A 21267-nucleotide genomic window follows, 5' to 3' on the forward strand; every position below is an offset into this window, starting at 1 on the left:
GTTGCTTCTCCGGAGGGGAGAGGGGGAGTTCAGCCCTTGCGGCCGGTGGTGACGACGAGCGTCCCTGCGGCGGCGAGCTCGGTTCCGACGGTGGCCCGCACCTTCACCTGGCGCAGGCCGCCGAGGCGCTGCCCGAGCTTGGCCTCCAGCGTGAGCTGGTCCCCGGGGACGACGAGCCGGGAGAACTTCATGTTGCTGATGGAGCCGAGGTAGCCGACGCTCTGCGAGGCGTCGTCCCCTCCGGTGCCCTCGGCGCTTTCGAGGATCTCCGCGACGTAGACGACGGCCACGAGCTGGGCCATCGACTCGACGATCATCACGCCCGGCATGATCGAGTGGTCCGGGTAGTGCCCGGCGAAGAACGGCTCGTTGACGGAGACGCTCTTGATGCCGCGGCCCGAGACCCCCGGGACGACGTCGTAGGCCCGGTCGATCATCAGCATCGGCCAGCGGTGCGGCAGCATCCGCTTGATGTCGTCGGACGAGTAGCTCAGGGCCTTGCGCGCCGGCGCGGGGGCCTGCGCTTCGAGGAGTGCGGTCGCGGGGCTCACGCGCCGGTCTCCCGGTCCTCGATGAAGTCGACCAGGGAGTTGATGGAGCCGAAGGCCTCGAAGTCGTCGTCGCTGATCAGCACGTCGAACTCGTTGTTGACCATGACGACGATCTCCAGCGTGTCCAGCGAGTCCATCTCCAGGCCCCGGCCGAACAGCGGCTGGTTGTCGGAGACGACGGCCGGCTCGACCTCGAGCCCGAGCCGGTCGATGATCATCGACTTGACCTTCATGTTCTTGTCGAGACGGGCCTCGGCCTGCGTGCGGATGTCCTCGAAGGTGGCGGTGGACATGTGGTTTCCTCCTGTGAATCGTTGGGTGTTGCGGTCAGTTGGGGATCATTCCGCCGTCGACGGTCAGCACCTTTCCGGTGATGTACGAAGCGGCGGACGAGGCCATGAAGACGGCGGCCTGGGCGACCTCGGCAGGGGTGCCGGTGCGGCCGAGCGGGATCACCTGGAGGGCTTCCTTCAGGTGGGCCGGGGGGACCTTCTTCACCATGTCGGTGTCGATGAACCCCGGGGCGACGACGTTGACGCGGATGCCGCGCGGCGCCACCTCGTACGAGAGGGTCTTGGCCAGGGAGATCACTCCGCCCTTGCTGGCGGCGTAGTTGGCCTGGCCGGCCCGGCCGGCGATTCCGCTGGTGGAGGCGATCAGGACGATGGAGCCGCCACTCGCGTACATCTGCTTGGTGGCCTCGCGGGCGGTCAGGAAGGCGCCGGTGAGGTTGGTGCCGATGACTTCCTGCCACTTGGCGCTGCTCATGGCCGCGAGGTGCCCGTCGGCAGTCACGCCGGAGTTGAGGACGGCGACCTGGACCGGCCCCCACTCGGTGCGGATCCGCTTGAACATCGCCATGACCTGGGCCTCGTCACCGACATCGGCCTGGACGAGGAGGGCCTCGCGGCCCAGGGCGCGGATCTGCTCCGCGACCGACTCCGCCTTGGCGGCGCTGGAGTGGTAGTTGAGGACGACGTCGCAGCCGTGCTCCGCGAGCGCCAGCGCGGTGGCCGCGCCGATACCGCGCGAGGCGCCGGTGACCAGGGCACGGGTGCCCTCGGGGAAGAGGAAGCTCATGCCGCGACTCCCGCCATGACCGCGGTGACCCGGTGCGATCCGGGGTCGAAGCCGTCCGCCTCGGTGCCGATGCCGTCCCGGTTGGCCGCCGTGAGGACCGCCCGGGCGACGGCGAGGTCGAGGATGCCGAGACCGAAGGGGGAGAAGACGACGGTTCCCCGGGTCTCCGGCCCCTCGCTCCGGCCGAGCACGGTGGCTATCTCGGCGCCCACGAAGCGGCGGTGGCCCACCTCCTGCTCGGCGCGGTGCAACGAGGTCCCCTCGCGCATCACGTGCTCGATGTCGTCGACCACGTTGTAGGCGTTCAGGACGGAGTCCGTGCTCAGGTCGCGCAGCGACAGGTGCAGGATCACCTGGCGGTCGGGGCGGTCGGGGTGGGCGGCGAGGTCGAGCCAGTAGCTGGAGTCGGTGGTGGCGATGGAGACCGTACCGGCGCGCAGCGCGTCGTCGACACCGCCGGCCACGAAGGTGATCTCCGGCCGCTCGGACGCCAGTTGGGCGGCGAAGGTGGCCGCGCGGCCGGGCACCGCGTCCTGGACGGTGACCGTGGCCAGCTCGGGGTGGACCAGCACGAGGAAGTCCAGGACGCGCCGGTTGATGGTGCCGCAGCCGATCAGCCCGGCCGTACGCACCGCGTGGTCGCCGTGCAGCGTGCGGCTCGCGAGGGCGGCCGACGCCGCGGTGCGGGACGCCGATATCTGGCTGGCCTCCAGGACCGCGGTCGGGTAGCCGGTGCGCAGGTCGTTGAGGATCTGCACCGACGAGGCGCGCTGCAGACCCCGCTCGACGTTGGCCGGGAAGGAGGAGATCCACTTCAGGCCCATGACGGGCTCGGGTCCGCCCAGGTAGGCGGGGAGCGAGATGATGCGGGAGCCGTCGTCGCCGGGCGGGCGGAGGAAACCGGAGAACGGCACCTCCGAGCGGCCCTGGCCGTGCAGCACGTACGCGGTGCGTACCGCGTCGAGCACGGCGGGATCGAGGCCGTCGAGCGCGGCGGCGACGTCCTCGCGACCGAGGATTCTCATGACTGGTCAGTTCCTCTGCGTGAAGGAGGGGTGGGAAAGGGAGTGGACGGGACGCGTGGCGCGTCGCGGGCGGGCGGTCAGCCGAAGCGGGACTCCACCCAGGAATCGCTGTAGATCGTGTCGAGGTAGCGGTCGCCCCCGTCGGGAAGGATCGCGACGCAGGTGGCACCCGGCGTGATCCACGAGGAGGCGTCCAGCAGGGCGGCCATGACGGCGCCGGACGAACCGCCGGCGAGGATCGACTCCTTCGCCAGCAGGGATCGGCAGCCGCGCACGCAGTCCAGGTCGGTCACCTTCACCACCCGGTCCGCGAGACCGGGCCGCAGCAGCGCCGGGACCACCGCCGCGCCGTGCCCGGGGATGGTGCGGCGGTGCCGGCGCTCCCAGGCCTCGGGCGGGCCGAAGATCACGCTGCCCACCGCGTCCACCGCCACCACCTGGGTGGGCAGGCCCTCGGCGGCGATGTACTCGGCGCAGCCGCGCAGCGTGCCGGTGGTGCCGGCGGCCAGGAAGAGGTAGTCGGGAGCCTCGGGGAGCGCCTCGTGGATCTCGCGCATGGTGTGCTGGTGGGCGAGGGCGTTGTACTCGTTGCCGTACTGGTTGGGCCAGTAGGCGTCGGGCACGGTGTTCAGGAGTTCCCCCACCCGCCTGATCCGGGACGGCAGGTACTCGCCGGTCTCCGCGTCCCGGTCCACGACCTCGACCGTCGCCCCGTACGCCCGCATGATCGCGGCGTTCTGGGCGGTGGTGCGCGGGTCGGTGACGCAGATCAGGTCGAGCCGGTAGAAGTTGCAGAGCTGGGCCAGGGCGATACCCAGGTTGCCGGAGGAGGACTCCACGACGGTGGAGATGCCCGGCATCAACACCCCGGTGGACAGCGCGTGTTCGATCATGGAGCGGGCCGCGCGGTCCTTGATGGAGCCGCCCGGGTTGAATCGCTCGCACTTGCCGTAGACCTGGAAGCGCGTGGGCGGGAAGAGGCGGTCGAGGGCGACCAGCGGGGTGGAGCCGATCGTTGCGATGATGTCCGGATCGCGGGGACGGGCCGCGGTTGCGGCGCGGGTCGCCGCGGCGGAGGGGGCCACGGTCATTCCGGTACCTTTCTGCTGATCTGCAGCCGGAGTTCGCTGACGTAGCGCTCACCGTCGGCCCCCGTGAGCCACGAGTCCCGGGGGTGCGGCAGTGGCTCGCTGAGGATCACGGTGGCGTCCGCGTCGAGGAGCCGGGTGCGGCGGACGAGGTTGGCGAAGGAGAGCACGAGGGTGGGGCTGGTGAAGTCGACCAGGGACGGCTTCGTCTCCTGCGGGAACTTCACGAAGGCCTGGTCGGGCAGCCCGCTCGCGCGCAGCCAGCGCCGTACGGCCAGGTAGTCGCCCGCCCGGTCGGGCTTGACGGCGAGCGGGATCTCCGCAGCCGGCACCCGCCAGGTCTCCCGGAACAGGACGAGCCCGTCGAGGGCGACGCGCGGGGCGTGCGGCCGGTCGAGCCCGATCTTGAAGGCGTCCGCGGCGATGATCGACACCGGGACGGCGAGCAGTTCGGCCATGCTCCACCCACGCCCGTCGGGCGTGGTGGCCGTGACCGTGCCGTCCTGCTCGGCCAGGGTGATCGCGGCGGCCGGGTCGATCCTCGACCGGTCGTCGAACGGCGCCCGGGTGAACCCGATGAGCCGGTCGCCCTGCCCGACGGGAGCGGGCACCATGCGGCCGCTGTTGCGCTTCCAGTCGACCGGGAGCAGCGGTACCAGACGTGGTGCGCCGATCGCCGCGTTCACCTTGTCGCGCAGGGAGCCGGCGTCACTGGTCCAGTCGAGGAACGGCAGGTCGCAGGTGGCGAGGCAGGCGTGCAGCTCGCCGAGGACGACGGTCAGGTCCCCGTCCGCCTCCCGGACCACCTGGAGGTCGGGGCTGTGCACGGCGAGATGGGGCGAGCGGACCGGGCCGGTGGCGAAGACGGCGCGCGCCCGCCCCTCGATGTCGGCAACCCGCAGCGCGACCGGCTCCACGCCGTCCGGATCGAGAGCGAGGACCTCGCGCCACTTGCGGGCGAGCTCCCTCGTCGCGGTGTGCACCGGCCGGGCGCCGTCGCCGCCCCAGAACAGGCCGAGCACCTGCGGCCAGACGTCGGCGAGGGTGACGGGGGAGCGCCGCGACGCGGCAGCCCGGACGAACCCGGCCACCTCCGCCTCGACCAGCTCCACCAGGCGGTTGCCGAACCAGTCCGCCGCGTCGGCGACCAGGGCGAGCGGCCGGGCGATGCCGTCCAGGAAGCCGGTGCCGACCTCGACCTGGCAGTCACGCACCGCGTCCTGGTAGCAGAGGGTGCGGCCGGCGTACGCCTTGCCCTCGTCGCGGGACGCGTCGAGTCCGGTCGTCCGGACGAAGTACTCGTCCAAGTCGTCCAGGCGTGCGGCGAGTTCGTCGGCGCCGGTGGCGGCGTCGATGGCGTCGCGGTGCCGGTCGAGTCCGGTGAGGACGGTCTCGAAGCGGACGAACAGCTCGGGGTCGGCGACGGCGGCGACCCGCCGTCGCAGGATCCGCTCGGCCCGCACGTCGACCGGGATGTTGGCGTCCCAGCTCAGCACGCGCTGCTTGAGCAGCCGGGTCAGGATCTTCTCGACGCGGGGCCGTGCCCCCTCGGCGTCCCAGCCGTCCTCGCGGACGAGTGCCTCGACGATCGCCGCCCCGTTGCGCTCCCCGTCCGCGTGGCCGAGGACCTGCCGGTCCTCCGGCCGCAGCCGCGTCACGCGTCCGCCCGGCAGCAGCAGCCGGTCGCCGTCGAGGTGGACGTCGGGGCGCGGCAGCGGCGGGAACCACCAGCGGGCGCCGGGCTGGGCGGTCATCCAGTCCGCGACGGCGGCCAGTGCCCAGCGTTCGAAGTACGTACGGCTGCGCGCGACCAGCCGCTCGCCGTGGTCCACCGCGAGGCCCCCGGGCGCGCGCCCGACGGACATCCAGGCGGCAGGACCGAAGAAGCCGATGGTCTCGGCCTTGGCGCAGTAGCGCAGCCAGTACATGGCCAGGGTGCGCTCGCGCTGCTTGCGCTTGGACTCCTTGCCCGTTCCGGCGGCGAGCGCGTCGAGCACGCGGTAGACGGTGCGGTTCTGCCAGGCGATGGCCGTGCGGACCTTCTCGTCACCGGCGAGGACGGCCAGGCGGCGCGTTTCGGCCGCGCTGTCGGCGAGGTAGGCGGTGGTGAAGCCGTCCTCGTCGCCGCGGTCGGCCGCGTCGGCCGCCGCCGGCCCGCCGAGCAGGTCGAGTCCCGAGGCGGGGAAGCCGGCGCTGCGCAGCAGCCCGACGCCCCACATGTGCCACTCGCTGTCGCCGAGGCGCCGGGTGGGCCGGAAGTCGGCCCAGTCGTGCTCGCGCAGCGCTTCACGGGTGCTGGTCACGCGACCCGCCTCCCGGGCTCCGCGCCGATGTCCCTGCCGGCGCCGGACTCGATGCCGGTGCCGGCCTCTTCGCCCCGCAGCGCCGCCGCGAGCCGGGCGACCCCCTCGGGGATGCGCTTGCGCGGGACGTTGCTGAAGCAGAGGCGCAGCGCGTCGCCGCACTCCCCGTCGAGCCCGAAGTGGCTGCCGGGGACGAAGGAGACGCCCTGTTCGGCCGCGGCGTGCGCGAAGCGGCCGGTGTCGGCGCCGCCCTCGTGCCGCAGCCACAGGTAGAAGCCGCCGTCCGGCCGCTGCCACCGCCAGGGGCCTCCGGTCCCGAGCTCCGCCTCCAGCGCGTCGGCCATCAGGCCGCACCGCTCCCGGTAGCGCTCGCGGTAGGCGTCGATCAGGCTGTCCCAGCCACCGCGGGTGTGGAACGCGGCGAGCGCGGCCTGGGCGAACGCCGACGGCGACAGCGCCATCACCTCGGTCGTGCGGCGCAGGCGCTCCGCGACCTGCTCGGGCGCGGCGATCCAGCCGCAGCGCAGCCCCGGCGCGAAGACCTTGGAGAAGGTGCCGAGGTAGACGACGTTCGAAGGGTCGATGCCCTGGAGGGTCTGGACGGTGCCGCCGTCGAAGCCGAGGAGCCCGTAGGGGTTGTCCTCGACGATCAGCAGGTCCAGTTCCCTCGCCACGTCGGCCAGTCGGTGACGCCGCTCGACGGAGAGGGTCGCGCCGGTGGGGTTCTGGAAGGTCGGGTTGCAGTACAGCATCCGTACGCGCTGTCCGTCGGCCCGCAGCCGGGCCACGGTCGCCCGCAGCTCCAGCGGGTCGAGTCCTTCGGCGTCCTCGGGGGCCCCGTGCAGGCGCAGTCCCGCCGTACGGAACGCGGTGGCCGCGCCCGGGTAGGCGGGGGTCTGGCACAGGACGGTCTCCCCCGGCGAGGCGAGGCCGAGGCCGATGGCCAGCAGCCCCATCTGGGATCCGGCGGTCGGCACCAGGTGCGCGGCGCCGGTCCTGCCGCCCTCGCGGGCCATCAGGTCGGTGATGGCGGGGACGAGGGCCTTGGCCACGTGCGGAGTGCTGTACTGGAGCGCGATCCGGCCGCCGATCCGGGTCAGCCGGGCGAACTGCTCCGAGAGTTCCTTCAGGGGCAGCAGGTCGAGGTCCGGCAGGCCGCCGGCGAACGAGATGAGATCACCGCCCCGTTCGAAGAGCTGCGGCATCTCGGCCGCGGGTCTTATGTCGGTCCACATGGCGGTCAGCTCCCCGAGAACGCGTGCGCGCCGCTCGCCAGCTGCTCGTGCACGAGCCTGAGCAGGCCGGCCGACGAGGTGAGCGAGAGGTCGGCGAGCGCGTCGGGGTCCAGCTCGATGCCGAACCGGTCTTCCACGGCCATCACCAGGGCGACGGTGTGGAGCGAGTCCACGCCGAGGTCCACGAGCGGCACTTCGGAGCTGGTGACCTTCACGACGCATATCTCCTCTACGAGCTGGTCAAACTGCGACTGGTCCATGGGAGCTCCCTGTGAGTGCGGCGGGGACGGTGGTGACGGCCGTGGCGACGGCCGGGGAGGGTGTGGCGGCGCCGGCCCCGAGCAGCAGGCCGACGGCAGCGCGGTCGGGCTTGCCGTTGGCGGTCAGCGGCACGGTGTCGAGCGGGACGATCGCGTCGGGAAGGCGGGCCGGGTCCAGCAGGCGGGCGAGAGCGGTACGGACCTCGTGCGGGTCGAGAGCGGTCTGCACGGCGAGCAGGAAGGGGGCGTCCTCGCCGGCGGGGCGCGGGGCGACGGCGGCGTACACGCCGGGGACGCGCTCGGCGGCGAGCTCGATCTCCGACAGGCCCATCCGCACACCGCGCCGTTTGATCATGTCGTCGTCACGGCCGACGAAGTACAGCAGTCCGTCGGCGTCGAGCCGGCCCTGATCGCCGGTGTGCAGCTCCAGGGAGCCGTCGGCGCGGCGCACGTACCGGCTCTGCCGCTCCAGCGGGACCCCCCAGTACCCGGCCATCACGGTCTCGCCCTCGACGACGATCTCGCCGACCTCCCCCGGGGGGAGGGTCCGCCCGTCCGGGCCGACCGTCCGGACCAGGACACCGGGGATGGCGCGGCCCACCGAGTCGGGATGCCGCTCGTAGAGCGCCGGGTCCAGGACCGAGATGCGCTTGCACTCGGTCATGCCGTACATCGAGGCGAAGCCGGAGCCCGGGAAGACGTCGAGCAGTTCGCGCATCACGGCGGTGCTGGGCCGTGCACCGGTGTTGGTGAACAGCCGGACCCTGGTGGCGCGGCGCAGCTTCCGCTGCAGCAGGACGAGGATCTGCGCGAGCGAGGGCACCAGCGGGACGACGGTGACTCCGTGGCGCTCGATCACCCGGATCAGGCCGAGGTCGCCTCCCCGGTCGGTGAGCACCAGGGCCGAACCGTTGAGCGTGCACAGCAGGGCCTGGTAGAGGCCGTAGTCGAAGGAGAGCGGCAGCCGGCACAGCACCACGTCGTCGCCGCGGTAACCGAGGGCCGCGTCGACCGCGCGGACCGCGGCGAGGATCTGCCGGTGCGGGCAGACGACGCCCTTGGGGCGGCCGGTGGTGCCGGAGGTGTAGATCAGCAGGGCGACCGCGTCGTCCGCGACCTCGGCGGTGGTGTGGTCGGCGGGCGTGTGCTCGATCTCGCGCACGGCCCGCTCCACCTCCACGGTCCTCCGGGCGCCGCCGCCCGCGGTGGGCGGGCAGACGGCGAGAGCGGCCGTGCAGTCCCGCACGATGTGGTCGATCTGGTGGTCCGTGAGGTCGGGGTGCACCGGGACGAACACCGCCCCGATGCGGAACGCGGCCCACAGGAGGGCGAGGAAGGTACGGTCACCGCCACCGGCGTAGACGACACGGTCACCCGCGCCCACTCCCTGACCGCGCAGCCAGCCGGCCGCCCGGTCGGACTCGGCGCCCAGCTCCGCGTAGGTCAGCGACCCGGCGGCGTCGACGAGGGCGAGGTGCCCGGGGCGCTCGGCGCGGGCACGTGCGAACAGCTCAGACACCGGCATGGACGAGGTCCTCCTTCCAGGCGACTGCGGCACCGATCCGGGAGCGCACCTTGTCGAGGTCCCGGGGCGCGGTGACGCAGACGACGGCCAGCTCGGGAAGCTGGCGCTTGAGGATGCCCGCGAGGGTGCGGGCGGGCGGCAGACAGACCGTCACCTCGGGTGCGATCCGGCCGAGCGACTCCAGGCACAGGTCCCAGCGCACCGGCTTGACCACCTGCTCGACCAGGCGGCGGCGGATGTCTTCCGGTTCGCGGACGACCGAACCGTCGGCGTTCGACAGGAGGGACCCGGTCGGCCGCCGGAAGGGTGTCCGCTCGGCCGCCGCGGCGACGGCCCGGCGCGCGGACTCCATGTACGGGGTGTGGAAGGCGCCGGCGACCTGGAGCATCTTCACCGTGGCGGAGGGCGGCGGGGCGGCCACGAGCCGCTCCAGCTCCGCCGTGGGTCCGGCCGCGACGATCTGCCCCGGGCCGTTGAACGTGGCCGCGTACAGGCCCAGTTCGCGGATGCGGCCGAGCACGTCGGACTCCTCGCCGCCGACCACGGCCGCCATCGAGGTGGGTACCTCGGCACAGGCCGCGGCCATCGCCCGGCCACGCACCGCGGCCAGCCGCACGGCGTCGGCGGGGTCGAGCACTCCGGCGTACACCGCCGCGGTCAGCTCCCCCACCGAGTGCCCGGCGGCCACCAGCGGGCCGTCCGGCTCGGCCAGGGTGAGCGCCTCGTGGGCGAGGAGCCCGGCGGCGACCAGCAGCGGCTGGGTGTTCTCGGTACGGGCGATCTCCGCGGCCGGCGCCTTGCCGCCGAGGTGCACGAGGTCCACATCGGCGGCCTCGGACCAGGCGCGCAGCCGCTCGGCGTGCACCGGGTCACGCAGCCAGCCGGCCAGCATGCCCGGGGTCTGGGAGCCCTGCCCCGGTACAACGAATGCGTACATGAGTTCGAATCTCCTTTCGTAGGGGTGTCGTTGACCGGTGCGGGGCCCGGTGTCGGAGGCGGAAAGGTCGGACGGTGGTGAGGAGCGGTGAGGGGCGCCGCCGGCTCAGTTGCGGCCGGTGCTCTTGCGGAAGCGGCGTACGGCCATGAAGGAGAAAGCCGCGAACCAGGCGACGGTGTTGACCACCGCCATCGCGAGGCTGGAGTGCTCACCGCTGAAGGAGTAGCCCTCGGTCAGGCTGTAGCGGGCGAGGGTGGAGACGCCGAACATCGGCGAGTAGCGGGAGATCTCCAGCATGGTGCCGGACAGCGGGATGAAGAGGTTGCCGAGGAAGGCGAGCGCGGTCATGGTCAGACCCGGCATGTGCATCACGGTGTCGGGCTTGAGAGCGAGCCCCAGCGTGATGCCGAGGGCGGCGAAGACGGCCGCGCCGAGCCACGCCACCAGCAGGGACGTCACCCACACCGTGGCCGTGGCCTCCACCCCGGTGAACACACCGAGCACACCCACGACGGCCACCGGCACCGCCGCCATGATCACGGAGGACAGCACCTTGACGAAGAGGTAGCCGGGAGGGGCGAGCGGGCTGAGCGCCATGGTGCGCATCCAGCCGGACGCCTTCTCCACCGAGATGGTGGCCGCCGAGCTGACCGCCGCGGTCGCCGCTCCGTACACGGCGATGCCGGTCATCATCCAGGCCGCGAAGTTGCCGTGCGGGAGGGTGGCGCCGTCGGGTTCGGTACGGAAGAGAGCCAGGTAGAGGACGGCCGGCAACAGCAGCGTGAAGATCGTGGTCTGCCGGTTGAAGCGGCGGCGCAGTTCATAGCCGATGAAGACGGAGTTGACGCCGCTGAACGGCGAGGTCCGCGCCTGTTGGGTGGCTGAGGCGGCGCTCATCGGGTGCCCCCTTCGGTACGGCTGTGGTGGGTGAGGGTCATGAAGGCCTCTTCGAGGCTGCGCGGGGTGACCTCGATGTCGGTGGCGGCCGTCTGCTCGATCAGCAGACGCAGCAGCGCGTCGGAGTCGGTGGTGTCGAAGTGGTACCGGCCGCCGCGCTGGGTGCACGAGCGGACCAGCGGGGACCGCGCGAGGGCGGCGGCGCCCTGCTCGCCGATCCGCGCCGACACGGTGCGCCCGCTGAGAGCGGACCGCACGTCGGACACCGAACCGTCGACGACGACACGACCGCGGTCGATCATCACCACCCGGTCGGCGAACCGGTCCGCTTCCTCCATGTAGTGGGTGGCGAACATGACCGTCATGCCGCGCTCCGTGTCCTCACGGACCGTGGCCCAGAACTCCCGGCGGGCGACGACGTCCATGCCGGCCGTCGGCTCGTCCAGGACCAGCAACTCGGGCCCGGAGAGCAGGGCGAGGGCGAACCGCAGCCGCTGCTGCTCGCCGCCGGAGCACTCCGCGACGCGACGGCCGCGCAGTTGGTCGAGTCCGGCGCGGGCCAGCACCCCGTCGACGTCGGCACCGGGGTGCAGCGAACCGAGCATCCGTACGGTGGCCTCGACGCTCAGATCGGGCAGCAGCCCGCCCGACTGGAGCACCGCGGCGACCTGTCCGGAGCGCACCACCTGCTGGGGCTCACGTCCGAACAGTCGCACCGAGCCCTCGTCGGGCCGCGTCAGCCCGAGCAGCATGTCGATGGTGGTCGTCTTGCCGGCGCCGTTCGGACCGAGGAAGGCCACGATCTCACCCCGCCGGATGCGCAAGTCGATGCCGTCGACGGCGGTGAACCGCTCTCCCTTGGCATCGGTGAACCGCTTCACGACAGAGTCGAGCCGGACGGCATCCGAGGACGTCACCTCCTCGGTCACCTGGCGCGGTCGGGTTTCGATCATCTTCGGGTCCTCACGATCTGGGTGGGGGTGGCCTGGCAGGGGCCACTCTTCCGGGACCGCCTATCCGCCCCTGCCCGCCGGACTATCCGGCCGCTATCGGGATGCGCAGGAGCCTCTGCCGGGACGCGGAGGAGTCCGCGCGACAAGGCGAGCCGCAAGCCGGCGCGGGAGGGGGCCCGCATACGTCGAAGGGCCCCGCAGCTCGCTGCGGGGCCCTTCTGCCTGCGTGGTCCCCCGACGGGACCCGGTGCTATCCCAGGGCGAACTTCTGGGCGGCGGAACCGTTGCAGTCCCAGATCTGGAGCCGGGTGCCGTTGGCGGTGGCGCCGTCGGGCGAGTCGACGCACCGCCCGCTGGTCGGGTTGGACATCGAGCCGTTGGAGTTGGCGACCCAGTTCTGGTAGCCGCCGCCGTTGCAGGTGGCGAGCTGGAGCTTCGTACCCGCGGCGCTGTTGCCGCCGGCGATGTCGAGGCACTTGCCCAGCGTCTGCAGCGTCTGTCCGCTCCAGGTCCACTGCTGGTCCTTGGCGGTGGACTGGCAGTCCCACAGCTGGACGGCGGTACCGTCGCCGCCGTTGTCGTCACCGGCCACGTCCACGCACTTGCCGCCCGGGCCCTTGATGGAGCTGCCGAGGGAGAACTTCTGGGCGGCGGAACCGTTGCAGTCCCAGATCTGGAGCCGGGTGCCGTTGGCGGTGGCGCCGTTCGGCGAGTCGACGCACCGGCCGCTGGTCGGGTTCTTCAGCGAACCGTCGCTCTGCTTCACCCAGGACTGGTAGCCGCCGGTGTTGCAGGTGGCGAGCTGGAGTTGAGTCCCCCCGGCACTGTTGCCGCCCGCGATGTCCAGGCACTTGCCCAGCGTCTGGAGCGTCTGGCCGCTCCACGTCCAGTGCTGGTCCTTGGCCGCCGCCTGGCAGTCCCACAGCTGGACCGCCGCACCGTCGCCGCCGTTGTCGTCACCCGCGACGTCCACGCACTTGCCGCCGGGACCGGTGATCGACTGGCCGGTCACCGAACCGCCGGTGTTGCCACCACCGTTGGAACCGGGGGCCTTGTTGTAGACGGCGACCGAGTCGATGACCAGCTTGCCGCCGGAGACCGTGGCCGCGTTCGGGCCACCGCCGAAGGCGTCGGGGAAACCGCCGCCGATCGCCAGGTCGTAGATGATGTAGAACGGGTGGTCGATCGCATCGGCCCAGGTCGTCGCGTCCACCTGGTTGGCGTAGACCGTGTAGTAGTTGTTGCCGTCGAGGTAGAACCGGACCTGCTCCGGGGACACCGAACGGTCGATCTCCACCGCGTAGTCGTGGAAGCCGGTCTGGCACCCCGAACAGGCGCGCTCACCCGAGGTGATGCCGGTGCCCTCGTTGCACGGCCCGCCCGGACTGACACCGCAGTGGACCGCGCCGAAGACGGAGCTGCGGCCGTTGATGTCCTCCATGATGTCGATCTCGCCTGACTTCGGCCAGGTCACCCCGGACCGCAGCGGCGCACCGAGCATCCAGAACGCGGGCCAGTAGCCGGCTCCGTTGGCGGTGGTGACGTTCGGCTGCTGGAGGACGGACTCCATGCGGACGACTCCGCCGGCCGGAGCACCGAAGCTCGCCGACTGGGTCTCCACCCGCCCGGACGTCCATCCGGCACGCGGATCGGAACCGGAGTGCAGCGCCTGGAGCACCAGATGGCTCTGACCGTCGTAGTAGACGTTCGAGGTGCTGCTGGTCATGGTCTCGATCTCACCGGTACCGAAGTTGCTGCCCGGCCCGGTGTCGTACTTCCACAGCCCCTGGTCGATACCGGTGCCGGACGCGCCGTTGAAGTCGTCGCTCCAGGTGAGGGTGAAGCCCGACGGGGGTGCGGGAACCGCCGCCTCGGCGTTCATCGTCCCGCCGACGGAGACCGCCGCCACCGTGACCGCGGCGACGGAAAGCAGCCTCAGCGCTTTCGTCCACCCGCCGCGCCTCGGTCTTGCAGAGTTCAAGCGCATATGTCCGACCTCCGGGGAAAGGCGTGCCTCCGCGTGTCCGCGCAAGGCAACTCTGCGGAACACCATCAGGTATAGACCTGAGATGTCATGGACACAGCTTGTCGATGGGTTCTGCATTCGACAAGATGCCCGACGCGTCTCCGTCGCGCGCGTTCCCCTTCAAGAGTCGAAGGCGCTCGGGGAGGACGCGGCCCGACCCGGCCAGGTCGTGTCTGAAAGTCCCGCCTGGACTGCCGGCGACTCCCCGGTACGCCGACGGCCCCTCCGGGCGGACCACGAGGGTTCACCCGGAGGGGCCGTACGCACAGCGGTGGCAGCGTCCCGCCGATGGTCCGGCGAGGCCGCGCCGCGGCTACCGCAGGCCGGGCAGGCGCAGCGGCCGGGACCAGTCCGTGGAAGGCGACCAGCCGTCGTGGGAACCGGAGGAGCCCTCGTCGCGGTCGGTGGACCGCAGCCCGACCGTGTAGGTGCGGGTGACCGCGCCGTCCGCCGAGGTCACCCGGACGGTCCGGGTGGTGAACCCGGAGCCGGAGGACGAGAGGACCTTGCTGCCTTCGGTGACCTTCACCTTCGCGCCGGGCTGGGCGGGTACGGCGGTGACGGCCGGGGTCTTCGCGTTCTTCGGCACGTCCACCACGTACGTGGAGACCTCCGGGTCGAACCCGTCGATCGCCACGCCCCCGACGGTGATCGCGCTCGCGTCCGCGACGGCGGCCCTGGTGGCGTCCGCGAAGTTGGTCACGGTGACGGAACCGTCGCCGTTGACGACCACCCGCGCGGCCATGGCGGCGGCGAGGTTGATCCGCTCCCAGCTCTCCTGGTCCTCACCCGTGAGGTCGAGCGGGTAGCCGGAGTCGGTGGCGGTCTGCTCGATGATCTGGGTGCGCTGCTCGGGGTCGAGGTCCGGGAAGGCGGTGGTCAGCAGGGCCGCCGCGTCGGCGGGCGCTCGGAGCGCCTGGCCCGCCTTGCCCACCTGGGAGAATCCGTAGCTCAGTCGGCGCGTGTACACGTCGACCTGCTGCTCCGTGGACAGACCCGCGTACGCGTCACCGGAGCAGGCCGCGAGCGTGGTGCCGTAACCCTCCTTCTCGCAACTCGCGAGCAGCACGTTCTCGATCTCCGCGTGGGCCTCGGTCAGCAGCTTCTCGAACTCGGGGTCCGCCCAGCGGTGGGCCACGGTGGCCTGCGCGCTCATCCGGCCGCCCATGACGTCCAGCGGGTAGTGGAACCCGAGAATGACGCGGTTGTTGCCGTACTCCGAGGTGCGGGCGAGGATCGACGGCGCCAGCTCCGGCAGGAGGGTGGCGAGGACGGTCCCGGCCTCGTAGCCGCCGTAGGTGTGGCCGCTGGGGTAGGAGCCGCTGGTGGAGAGGCCGCTGTACGAGCCGTCCTGCGACTCGTAGATGTCGCCGCCGTCGCCGACGAACCCGAGCCGGACGTACGGGCGCTGGTAGGCGTACAGGTTCTTCACCGTGTCGACCTCGTCGAGCCCGGCCGAGACGCGGCCGAACAGGGCGCTGGTCTTGGGCAGTCGGCCGCCGTCCAGGGCGTCGGTGTAGAGCGCGCCGAGCCGTGAGCCGAGGCCGTCGGCCATGGTGACGGTGGCGCTGTGCGTCGCGTCGACCTCGGCCCGGTCCACCTCCTTCTGGGTCGCCGCGTTGTTGATGGCGACGGCGATCGTGTCGTTCTCGGCGGTCGGCGAGGTGCCGGAGGGCACCTTCGCGTTGGCGCCGCGGGTGGTGGCGGGAAGGTCGGCGAAACCGGCCAGCAGGTCGTGGAAGTAGTCGGTGCCGTCATCGGCGGCCGGCCACTCGTCGGACGGGTAGCTCGCGTCGAGCGTGTCGGCCGGGAAGGCGGACGGCTCGTACGAGGTGACCGGGGCCGCCGCGACGGAGGAACCCGCCTCCTCGGAGGTTCCGGCCAGGGTCACGGCGGTCACCGTGGCGGTGTTCGCCTTCGCCTTGCCGGTGGTGGTGAGCAGCGCGGTGTCCGCCGTGGCGGCGACGTGCGCGGTGGTGCCGTCGCCGAGGACGACGGTGTAGCCGACGATCGGGAACCCGCCGTCGAAGGCGGACTGCCAGGTCACCCGGACGTGCTTGCCGTGGGTGACCACGCCGGTCACCACCGGCTTCTGCGGCTTGCCGCCGGCGGTCACCACGGGCGCCGTGGCGGCGCTCGGGCGGGAGGTGCCGTACGTGTTCACGGCGCTGACCCGCGCGGTGTACGAGCGGCCGGAGCGCAGCCCGCTGAAGGTGGTGCTCCGGCTGTCCGGGTCCGCGATCCGGACCTGGTGGCCGTCGTCGAGGGTGACGGTCCAGCCGGTGACGGGCGAGCCGCCGGTGTCGGCGGGGGCGGACCAGGCGACGGTCACGCTGCTGCCGGAGGAGGTCGCCGACACCGCTTCGGGTGCGGTGGGCGCCGACTTGGGCTTGGTGGCGAGCGCCGAGACGGCGTGCCGGAGGGCGTCGTACCGTGCGGTGAGCACCGCGTCCGTGGACGTGGCGTCGGCCGTGGCCGTCCTCGCCGCGGTGAGCGCGGTGGTGAACGCCGTCCAGGAGGCCTCCGTGTAGCGGGTGTTCTCCAGGGCCGAGGCGGTCTCGACCAGGTCCTCCAGGGTGAGGCGCGGCAGCGGGACCAGTTGGCCGGCGGCGAGGGTGAGGCTGCGGGTGCGGGTGTCGACTTCGAGCTGGCTCGCGTCCTCGGCGTCGACGAGGGCGCGTGCGGCGTCGAGTTCACGCCGGTACACCCCGAAGTCGATCGCGTCGTAGCGGTCGGCCTGGCCGGTGAGTCCCTCGTACCGCTCGATCGCCTTGCGGAGCGCGGACGGGTCCGTGGCGGCGGGAGCTTCGACGTGGTCGAAGGTGAGCCGGCCGATGTTCGCCACGTACGGGTGTGCCGCGTCCGCGGTGGTCACCAGGCGCAGGTGGAGGCCGTGGGTGCCGGTGATCCCCTGGGGCAGCGTCAGGCTCGTCGTACCGCCGGACGACCAGGCGCTTCCCGTGACGGGCAGCGGGACGGTGGCGTACGGGGTGCCGGGGGCGGCGGGATCGAAGGTGTCCAAGTAGATCTGGATGGCCGAACCGGTGCCGCAGCGGGCGGAGTTGTTGGCGTACGTGACGGTGACGGTGTTCTTCGTGGAGGCGCCGAACCCGACGTCCCCGTAGTCGAGCCAGGCGCCGTCGTAGCTGCCGCCGAGGTCCGTGGCCGACCCCGCGCCGCTCCAGCCGGCCGGCTCGCTCTTGAGGCCGCCGCCGCTGTTCGAGCGGAAGGCGGTGGCGTCGATCGCGACGGGGGCGGAGGTGTCCTGCGTCAGGGTCAGCGCGTAGACGTTGGCCACGTAGGGCAGGGCGGAGGTCTGCGTGCTGGAGGCGAAGACCGCGTACACGTCCTGGTCGCCCTTGAAGACGGCCGGGTCGAGGCGGGCGGTCGTGGTGCCGATGGTGCCCCAGCCCGAACCGGTGGCTGCGAGGGGGACGTCGACGGCCGTCGGACCGTCCTTCGAGCCGAGGCGCAGCTCGATGTGCGAGTCCGGCGCCGAGCGCGTCTGCGGCTTGTCGTAGCGGACGGTGAGGGTGTCGGCCCCGTCGTGGAGCGCGGTGCCCTTCCACTCGGCCCAGGCGCCGTCCGTGACGTTCTCGAAGATGCCGGACGAGGTCTTGAGCGGGAGCGAACCGCCGCCGGTGGAGCCGGCGTTCACCGCGGTCAGCGTGGCGAGCGTGGTCGACTCGGACGCCGAGACCGCGTACGGCGAGAACTGGTACCAGTCGAAGTTCGACACCCACTGCTGTCCCGCCGGGGCGTGGAACACGAAGGTCGCGCTCTTCGCCGCCAGCAGGGCGTCCGGGTCGGTGACGGTCGCCTGGACGGTGTTCCAGTACTGCCAGCCGCCGGTTCCGGGGAGCTGGGCGGTGGCGACGACCGGGCCGTCCGCTCCGCCCGCGTGGACGTCCACGCTGCTCGCCTTGGCGTTGGTGGCCTGGGAGTTGGCGTAGCGCACCGAGACGCTGTGCGGGGCGACACCGCCGAAGTCCAGCTTGGCGAACCGCTCCCACGAGCCCTCGGTGACCCCGCCGAGGTTGCCGTCCGAGTTGTTGCGCTCGCTGGTGAGGTTCGGGCCCTGCTTCTCGTCGGGGCTCTCGGCCTGGAGGACGGCGTATCCGCCCTCGTCGATGGTGAGGGTGTCGGCGGCGGACCGCAGCGCGTCCTCGGCGGCCATGAGCGTGCCGGTCGGGGAGGCGGAGTCCGCGAGGACGGTCCGGGCGCGCTCCAGCGCCGACCGGAAGAGGTTCCAGGAGCCGTCCGAGTAGTTCCCGGCGCGCACCACGGACGCCTGGTCGACGAGTGTGCCCAGGCTCGTGCGGTGCACCGCCGCGGCGGAGACGGTGAGCGGGTCGGTCGGGGAGATCCCGGTGCCGCGCACCGTGGACGCCTTCACGCCGTGCGCGAAGGCCGCGTCCTGGAAGGTGATGCCGAGCCGCGCGTCGACCTCCGTGGTGCCCTTGAGGGAGAGCGTCGCGGTGTGCGCGTCGGTGACCCGGAGGTCGGCGGTGACGCCACCCGGCAGGCCGGTGACGGTCGCCGCCCCGTTCTTGGTCAGGCTGGTGCCCTTGCGGTCGGTGAACGCGGCCGGTCCCGAGAGGGTGAGCCGCACGCTTCCGTCGACGGTGCCGTCGGCCTTGGTCGCGAGGGTGGCCGGGGCGGCGTGGACGGTGGTGTCGCCCTTGCCCGGGGCCGTACCGGCACCGGTGTCACCGGCGTCGGTGTCCAGCGAGTACGCGGGCTCGGTGTCGGTGCCCCACTTCGAGGGCTTGGCGCCCATGGTGAAGTCGAGGGTGCCGCCCGCGATGATCTGCGAGTAGTCCAGCCAGGTGTTGTCGAACTTCTTGCCGTTGAGCTTGGCGCTCTGCACGTAGTAGGCGCTCGGCGAGACGCCGTTCGCCTTCACGGTGAACTCGGCGCCGTTGGCGTAGCGGATCGTCGTCGAGTCGAAGAACGGGCTGCCGATCTGGAACTGGCTGGACCCGGCGGTGACCGGGAACAGGCCGAGCGCGGCGCCGACGAACATGGTCGACATGGTGCCCGCGTCGTTGTCCATGGTCGGCAGGAAGCCGTGCGGCGAGAGCTTGTAGACCTGGGTCTTCACCGGCGGGGTGAACTGGCCGCCACCGCTGGGGGCTTCGTTGGTGGAGCCGGTCGCGATGTACCGGTTCCAGGTGGTGCCGGTGTAGATGGAGCGCACCCACTTCTGCGTCAGGCTCGGCTCGCCGACGTAGTTGAAGAGGTACGGGGCCTGCAGGTCGATCTCGTTCGCGTTGGAGTGCAGCATGGTCGAGCCGTCGTCGACGCCGGAGTCCTCGCCGAACATGTGCTCGACGGCGGCCTTGCCGGCCTTGTCGCCGCCCATGGCGTCGATGAGGCCGCCCATGTCGTAGGCGTCGTACCAGTGGTACTGCCAGAGCGTGCCCTGGTAGAGACCGGCCTCCTCGAACTTCTCGTAGTCGGCTGCCTGCCAGTCGCCGCTCGCGGCGCGCGGGGTGAGCAGACCGACCTGGGTGCCGTCCGGGGCCTTCCAGGCACCGGACTTCACGAGGTTGTCGATCGCCATGGTGGACTGCTCGCGCAGCTTCACCGCGTCGTCCGTCTTGCCGAGCGCGCCCGCGATGACCGAGAGCGCCCACTGGTCGTAGCCGCGCTGGACGGTCGTACCGGGGTCACCGGTGACGTACCCCTGCCGCAGCTGCGCGCCGGTGTAGTACCCGGCGTACGCCGTCAGCGCCGGGTAGGCCTCGTCGAGCCGGTCGAAGTTCTTGAACCCCTTCGACAGGGCGTCGGCGACCAGCACCGCCGAGCGCTCCCAGCGCACGGTCGGCACCGAGTGGGTGAGGCTGCCGAGGCTCTTGCCGGTGGCGCGGGTGTCGGCGAAAAGCTCGATGAGCGACTGCACCATGTCCCGGTAGGTGGCCGGGTCGATGTACGCCTCGACGGAGTACTTGCGGAAGTCGTCCCAGGTGGACCAGCCGTCGTAGTACGTGAAGCCGTTGGCCTGGTGCACCGCGCCGTCCGCGCCCCGGTACGTGCCGCTGGTGCTGGTGGCGTTCACCGGAGCCGCGTACATGCGGTACAGGTGGGTGTAGAACTCCTTGGTCAGCGTCGACCCGGGGTCCGACTTCTCCGTGGCCTTCACGGCGACCGCGCCGAGCGCGGTGTTCCACTCGGCCTTCGTCCGCTCGCGCGCCTGGTCGAAGGTGAGCCCGCCGACCTCTGCCGCCTGGTCGGTCGCGGCCTGTTCGGCGCTGATCGGGGAGAGGGTGACCCGCAGTTCGATGTCGTCCCCGTCGGACGCGTCGAACCCGAGCACGGCACCGGTGTCGACACCGTCCCGCGAGGTCGCGTCGCTCAGCTTGCCGTCGCTGCCCCAGCTCTTCAGCGAGGTCACCGGGACGTTGGTGGTGGCGTGGTAATACAGCTGGTACGAGGCGCCGTTGAACGATCCCGCGATGAGACCGTCGATCGAGGTCGTCCCGTCCGGGAGCGTCGTCGCCTTCAGGGTCGAGCGGGTCCGGCTGGTGAAGTTGTTCGCGAGGTCGAGGACCAGCTCGGGCTGCGACCCGGCGGGGAAGCTGTACCGCTCCAGCGCGGTGCGCGTCGTCGCGGCCATCTCGGCCCGGATGGTGCCCGGGTCCTCCTTGACGGCCGACCCGGTACCGGAGAGGGCGCCGAGGCCCACCGTGTACGAGCCGGGGCTCGCGGACTCGTCGTCGTGGCTGTACGCGTGGGCGTACGTGCTGGTGGCGGGCCGGCTGTCGTACCGCACCGAGGTCGGGACGACGAGCAGGTCGCCGCCGCCGCCCGAGCCGCCGACCCCGTCGAGGTTGGTCGCCGTGAACCCGGCGATGTGGTCCTCGTCGTAGTCGTACCCGGGGTGATTGCGGTTCGGCGTGGTCAACGGATTGACCTTGGCCAGGCCGTGGGGCGCCTGCGCGCCCGGCAGGTCGTTGCCGTCGTCGCCGGCGGTCGACACGAACGGGTCGACGAGCGCGGTCCAGTCGGTGCCGGACGCGCCGGTGGACGTCGTCGCGCCGGGCGACGCGAAGGCCACGCCGCCACCCGCCAGTGCGGCGGCGCCGAGCGCCCCGGTGAGCAGGACGGCGACCGCCGCGCGCAACGGGCGGCGGCGGCCGGGGGACGTACCCGGAGGTGTCTTGGGGGGTACGGGGGGATGGGATCTGGTGGACACGGGACCTCTCAGGCGTCGCACACTGCGTCGCACGGTTCGGTCTCACCAGAAGACAACGTTGTCAGCCCACGACACCGGGCGTGCAACCCAGAAACAGCAGGACGGAAGTGAACACCGCGATCATCCCTGCCGTGTTCACGAACCGTCCACCATCAGACACGGAGAAAACGTACGAGGGGCAAACAAATT

14 protein-coding genes are annotated in these 21267 nt (G+C 71.8%); all 14 read right to left on the bottom strand.

The window, feature by feature from the left end:
- Positions 1–29: 29 nt before the first annotated feature.
- The 14 genes from fabZ to ACFWEP_RS01495 all read right to left on the bottom strand — a co-directional run bounded on the left by fabZ (position 30) and on the right by ACFWEP_RS01495 (position 21078).
- Positions 30–551: a 3-hydroxyacyl-ACP dehydratase FabZ gene (gene fabZ / locus ACFWEP_RS01430; protein WP_327176688.1), complete on the bottom strand. Its 522-nt coding sequence runs from the start codon at positions 549–551 to the stop codon at positions 30–32.
- Positions 548–844, bottom strand: coding sequence for a phosphopantetheine-binding protein (locus ACFWEP_RS01435; protein ID WP_327176689.1), 297 nt, complete (start codon positions 842–844; stop codon positions 548–550). The genes fabZ and ACFWEP_RS01435 overlap by 4 nt, the downstream gene beginning before the upstream one ends.
- A 34-nt stretch (positions 845–878) precedes the next feature.
- Positions 879–1631 carry a 3-oxoacyl-ACP reductase FabG gene (fabG, locus tag ACFWEP_RS01440; protein ID WP_387363712.1) on the bottom strand — a complete coding sequence of 251 codons (753 nt, stop codon included), beginning with the start codon at positions 1629–1631 and terminating at the stop codon, positions 879–881.
- Positions 1628–2656 carry a 2,3-diaminopropionate biosynthesis protein SbnB gene (gene sbnB / locus ACFWEP_RS01445; RefSeq protein WP_387363715.1) on the bottom strand — a complete coding sequence of 343 codons (1029 nt, stop codon included), beginning with the start codon at positions 2654–2656 and terminating at the stop codon, positions 1628–1630. Before sbnB ends, fabG begins: the two co-directional genes overlap by 4 nt.
- Positions 2657–2733: 77 nt before the next feature.
- Positions 2734–3747, bottom strand: a complete 1014-nt coding sequence (sbnA, locus tag ACFWEP_RS01450) for a 2,3-diaminopropionate biosynthesis protein SbnA (protein WP_387363718.1) — start codon at positions 3745–3747, stop codon at positions 2734–2736.
- Positions 3744–6047 (bottom strand): lantibiotic dehydratase, encoded by a 2304-nt coding sequence (locus ACFWEP_RS01455; protein WP_387363721.1) that lies wholly within the window; start codon positions 6045–6047, stop codon positions 3744–3746. Before ACFWEP_RS01455 ends, sbnA begins: the two co-directional genes overlap by 4 nt.
- A complete protein-coding gene (locus ACFWEP_RS01460; protein WP_387363724.1) occupies positions 6044–7282 on the bottom strand; it encodes a PLP-dependent aminotransferase family protein in 1239 nt (412 codons plus the stop codon). Before ACFWEP_RS01460 ends, ACFWEP_RS01455 begins: the two co-directional genes overlap by 4 nt.
- A gap of 5 nt (positions 7283–7287) precedes the next feature.
- Positions 7288–7542 (bottom strand): phosphopantetheine-binding protein, encoded by a 255-nt coding sequence (locus ACFWEP_RS01465; RefSeq protein WP_327176695.1) that lies wholly within the window; start codon positions 7540–7542, stop codon positions 7288–7290.
- Complete coding sequence (locus tag ACFWEP_RS01470) at positions 7523–9067, bottom strand: class I adenylate-forming enzyme family protein (protein WP_387363728.1); 1545 nt, start codon at positions 9065–9067, stop codon at positions 7523–7525. The genes ACFWEP_RS01465 and ACFWEP_RS01470 overlap by 20 nt, the downstream gene beginning before the upstream one ends.
- On the bottom strand, positions 9054–10004 hold the full coding sequence (locus ACFWEP_RS01475; protein ID WP_387363731.1) for an ACP S-malonyltransferase: 951 nt from the start codon (positions 10002–10004) through the stop codon (positions 9054–9056). Before ACFWEP_RS01475 ends, ACFWEP_RS01470 begins: the two co-directional genes overlap by 14 nt.
- A gap of 105 nt (positions 10005–10109) precedes the next feature.
- A complete protein-coding gene (locus ACFWEP_RS01480; protein WP_387363734.1) occupies positions 10110–10901 on the bottom strand; it encodes an ABC transporter permease in 792 nt (263 codons plus the stop codon).
- Complete coding sequence (locus ACFWEP_RS01485) at positions 10898–11854, bottom strand: ABC transporter ATP-binding protein (RefSeq protein ID WP_387363737.1); 957 nt, start codon at positions 11852–11854, stop codon at positions 10898–10900. Before ACFWEP_RS01485 ends, ACFWEP_RS01480 begins: the two co-directional genes overlap by 4 nt.
- 250 nt (positions 11855–12104) lie before the next feature.
- Complete coding sequence (locus tag ACFWEP_RS01490; protein ID WP_387363740.1) at positions 12105–13841, bottom strand: ricin-type beta-trefoil lectin domain protein; 1737 nt, start codon at positions 13839–13841, stop codon at positions 12105–12107.
- 352 nt (positions 13842–14193) lie between these two features.
- Complete coding sequence (locus ACFWEP_RS01495) at positions 14194–21078, bottom strand: glycoside hydrolase domain-containing protein (RefSeq protein ID WP_387363743.1); 6885 nt, start codon at positions 21076–21078, stop codon at positions 14194–14196.
- Positions 21079–21267: the final 189 nt, after the last annotated feature.

The sequence above is a fragment of the Streptomyces sp. NPDC060198 genome (genome assembly GCF_042728415.1).
In the GTDB taxonomy this organism is placed as follows: domain Bacteria; phylum Actinomycetota; class Actinomycetes; order Streptomycetales; family Streptomycetaceae; genus Streptomyces.

Excerpts from the sequence above, each read along its gene's own strand:
- ACFWEP_RS01485 (WP_387363737.1), bottom strand. The coding sequence starts at position 11,854 with ATGATCGAAACCCGACCGCGCCAGGTGACCGAGGAGGTGACGTCCTCG.
- ACFWEP_RS01475 (WP_387363731.1), bottom strand. The coding sequence starts at position 10,004 with ATGTACGCATTCGTTGTACCGGGGCAGGGCTCCCAGACCCCGGGCATG.
- sbnB (WP_387363715.1), bottom strand. The coding sequence starts at position 2,656 with ATGAGAATCCTCGGTCGCGAGGACGTCGCCGCCGCGCTCGACGGCCTC.
- ACFWEP_RS01480 (WP_387363734.1), bottom strand. The coding sequence starts at position 10,901 with ATGAGCGCCGCCTCAGCCACCCAACAGGCGCGGACCTCGCCGTTCAGC.
- ACFWEP_RS01490 (WP_387363740.1), bottom strand. The coding sequence starts at position 13,841 with ATGCGCTTGAACTCTGCAAGACCGAGGCGCGGCGGGTGGACGAAAGCG.
- ACFWEP_RS01435 (WP_327176689.1), bottom strand. The coding sequence starts at position 844 with ATGTCCACCGCCACCTTCGAGGACATCCGCACGCAGGCCGAGGCCCGT.
- ACFWEP_RS01460 (WP_387363724.1), bottom strand. The coding sequence starts at position 7,282 with ATGTGGACCGACATAAGACCCGCGGCCGAGATGCCGCAGCTCTTCGAA.
- ACFWEP_RS01465 (WP_327176695.1), bottom strand. The coding sequence starts at position 7,542 with ATGGACCAGTCGCAGTTTGACCAGCTCGTAGAGGAGATATGCGTCGTG.
- ACFWEP_RS01470 (WP_387363728.1), bottom strand. The coding sequence starts at position 9,067 with ATGCCGGTGTCTGAGCTGTTCGCACGTGCCCGCGCCGAGCGCCCCGGG.
- sbnA (WP_387363718.1), bottom strand. The coding sequence starts at position 3,747 with ATGACCGTGGCCCCCTCCGCCGCGGCGACCCGCGCCGCAACCGCGGCC.
- fabG (WP_387363712.1), bottom strand. The coding sequence starts at position 1,631 with ATGAGCTTCCTCTTCCCCGAGGGCACCCGTGCCCTGGTCACCGGCGCC.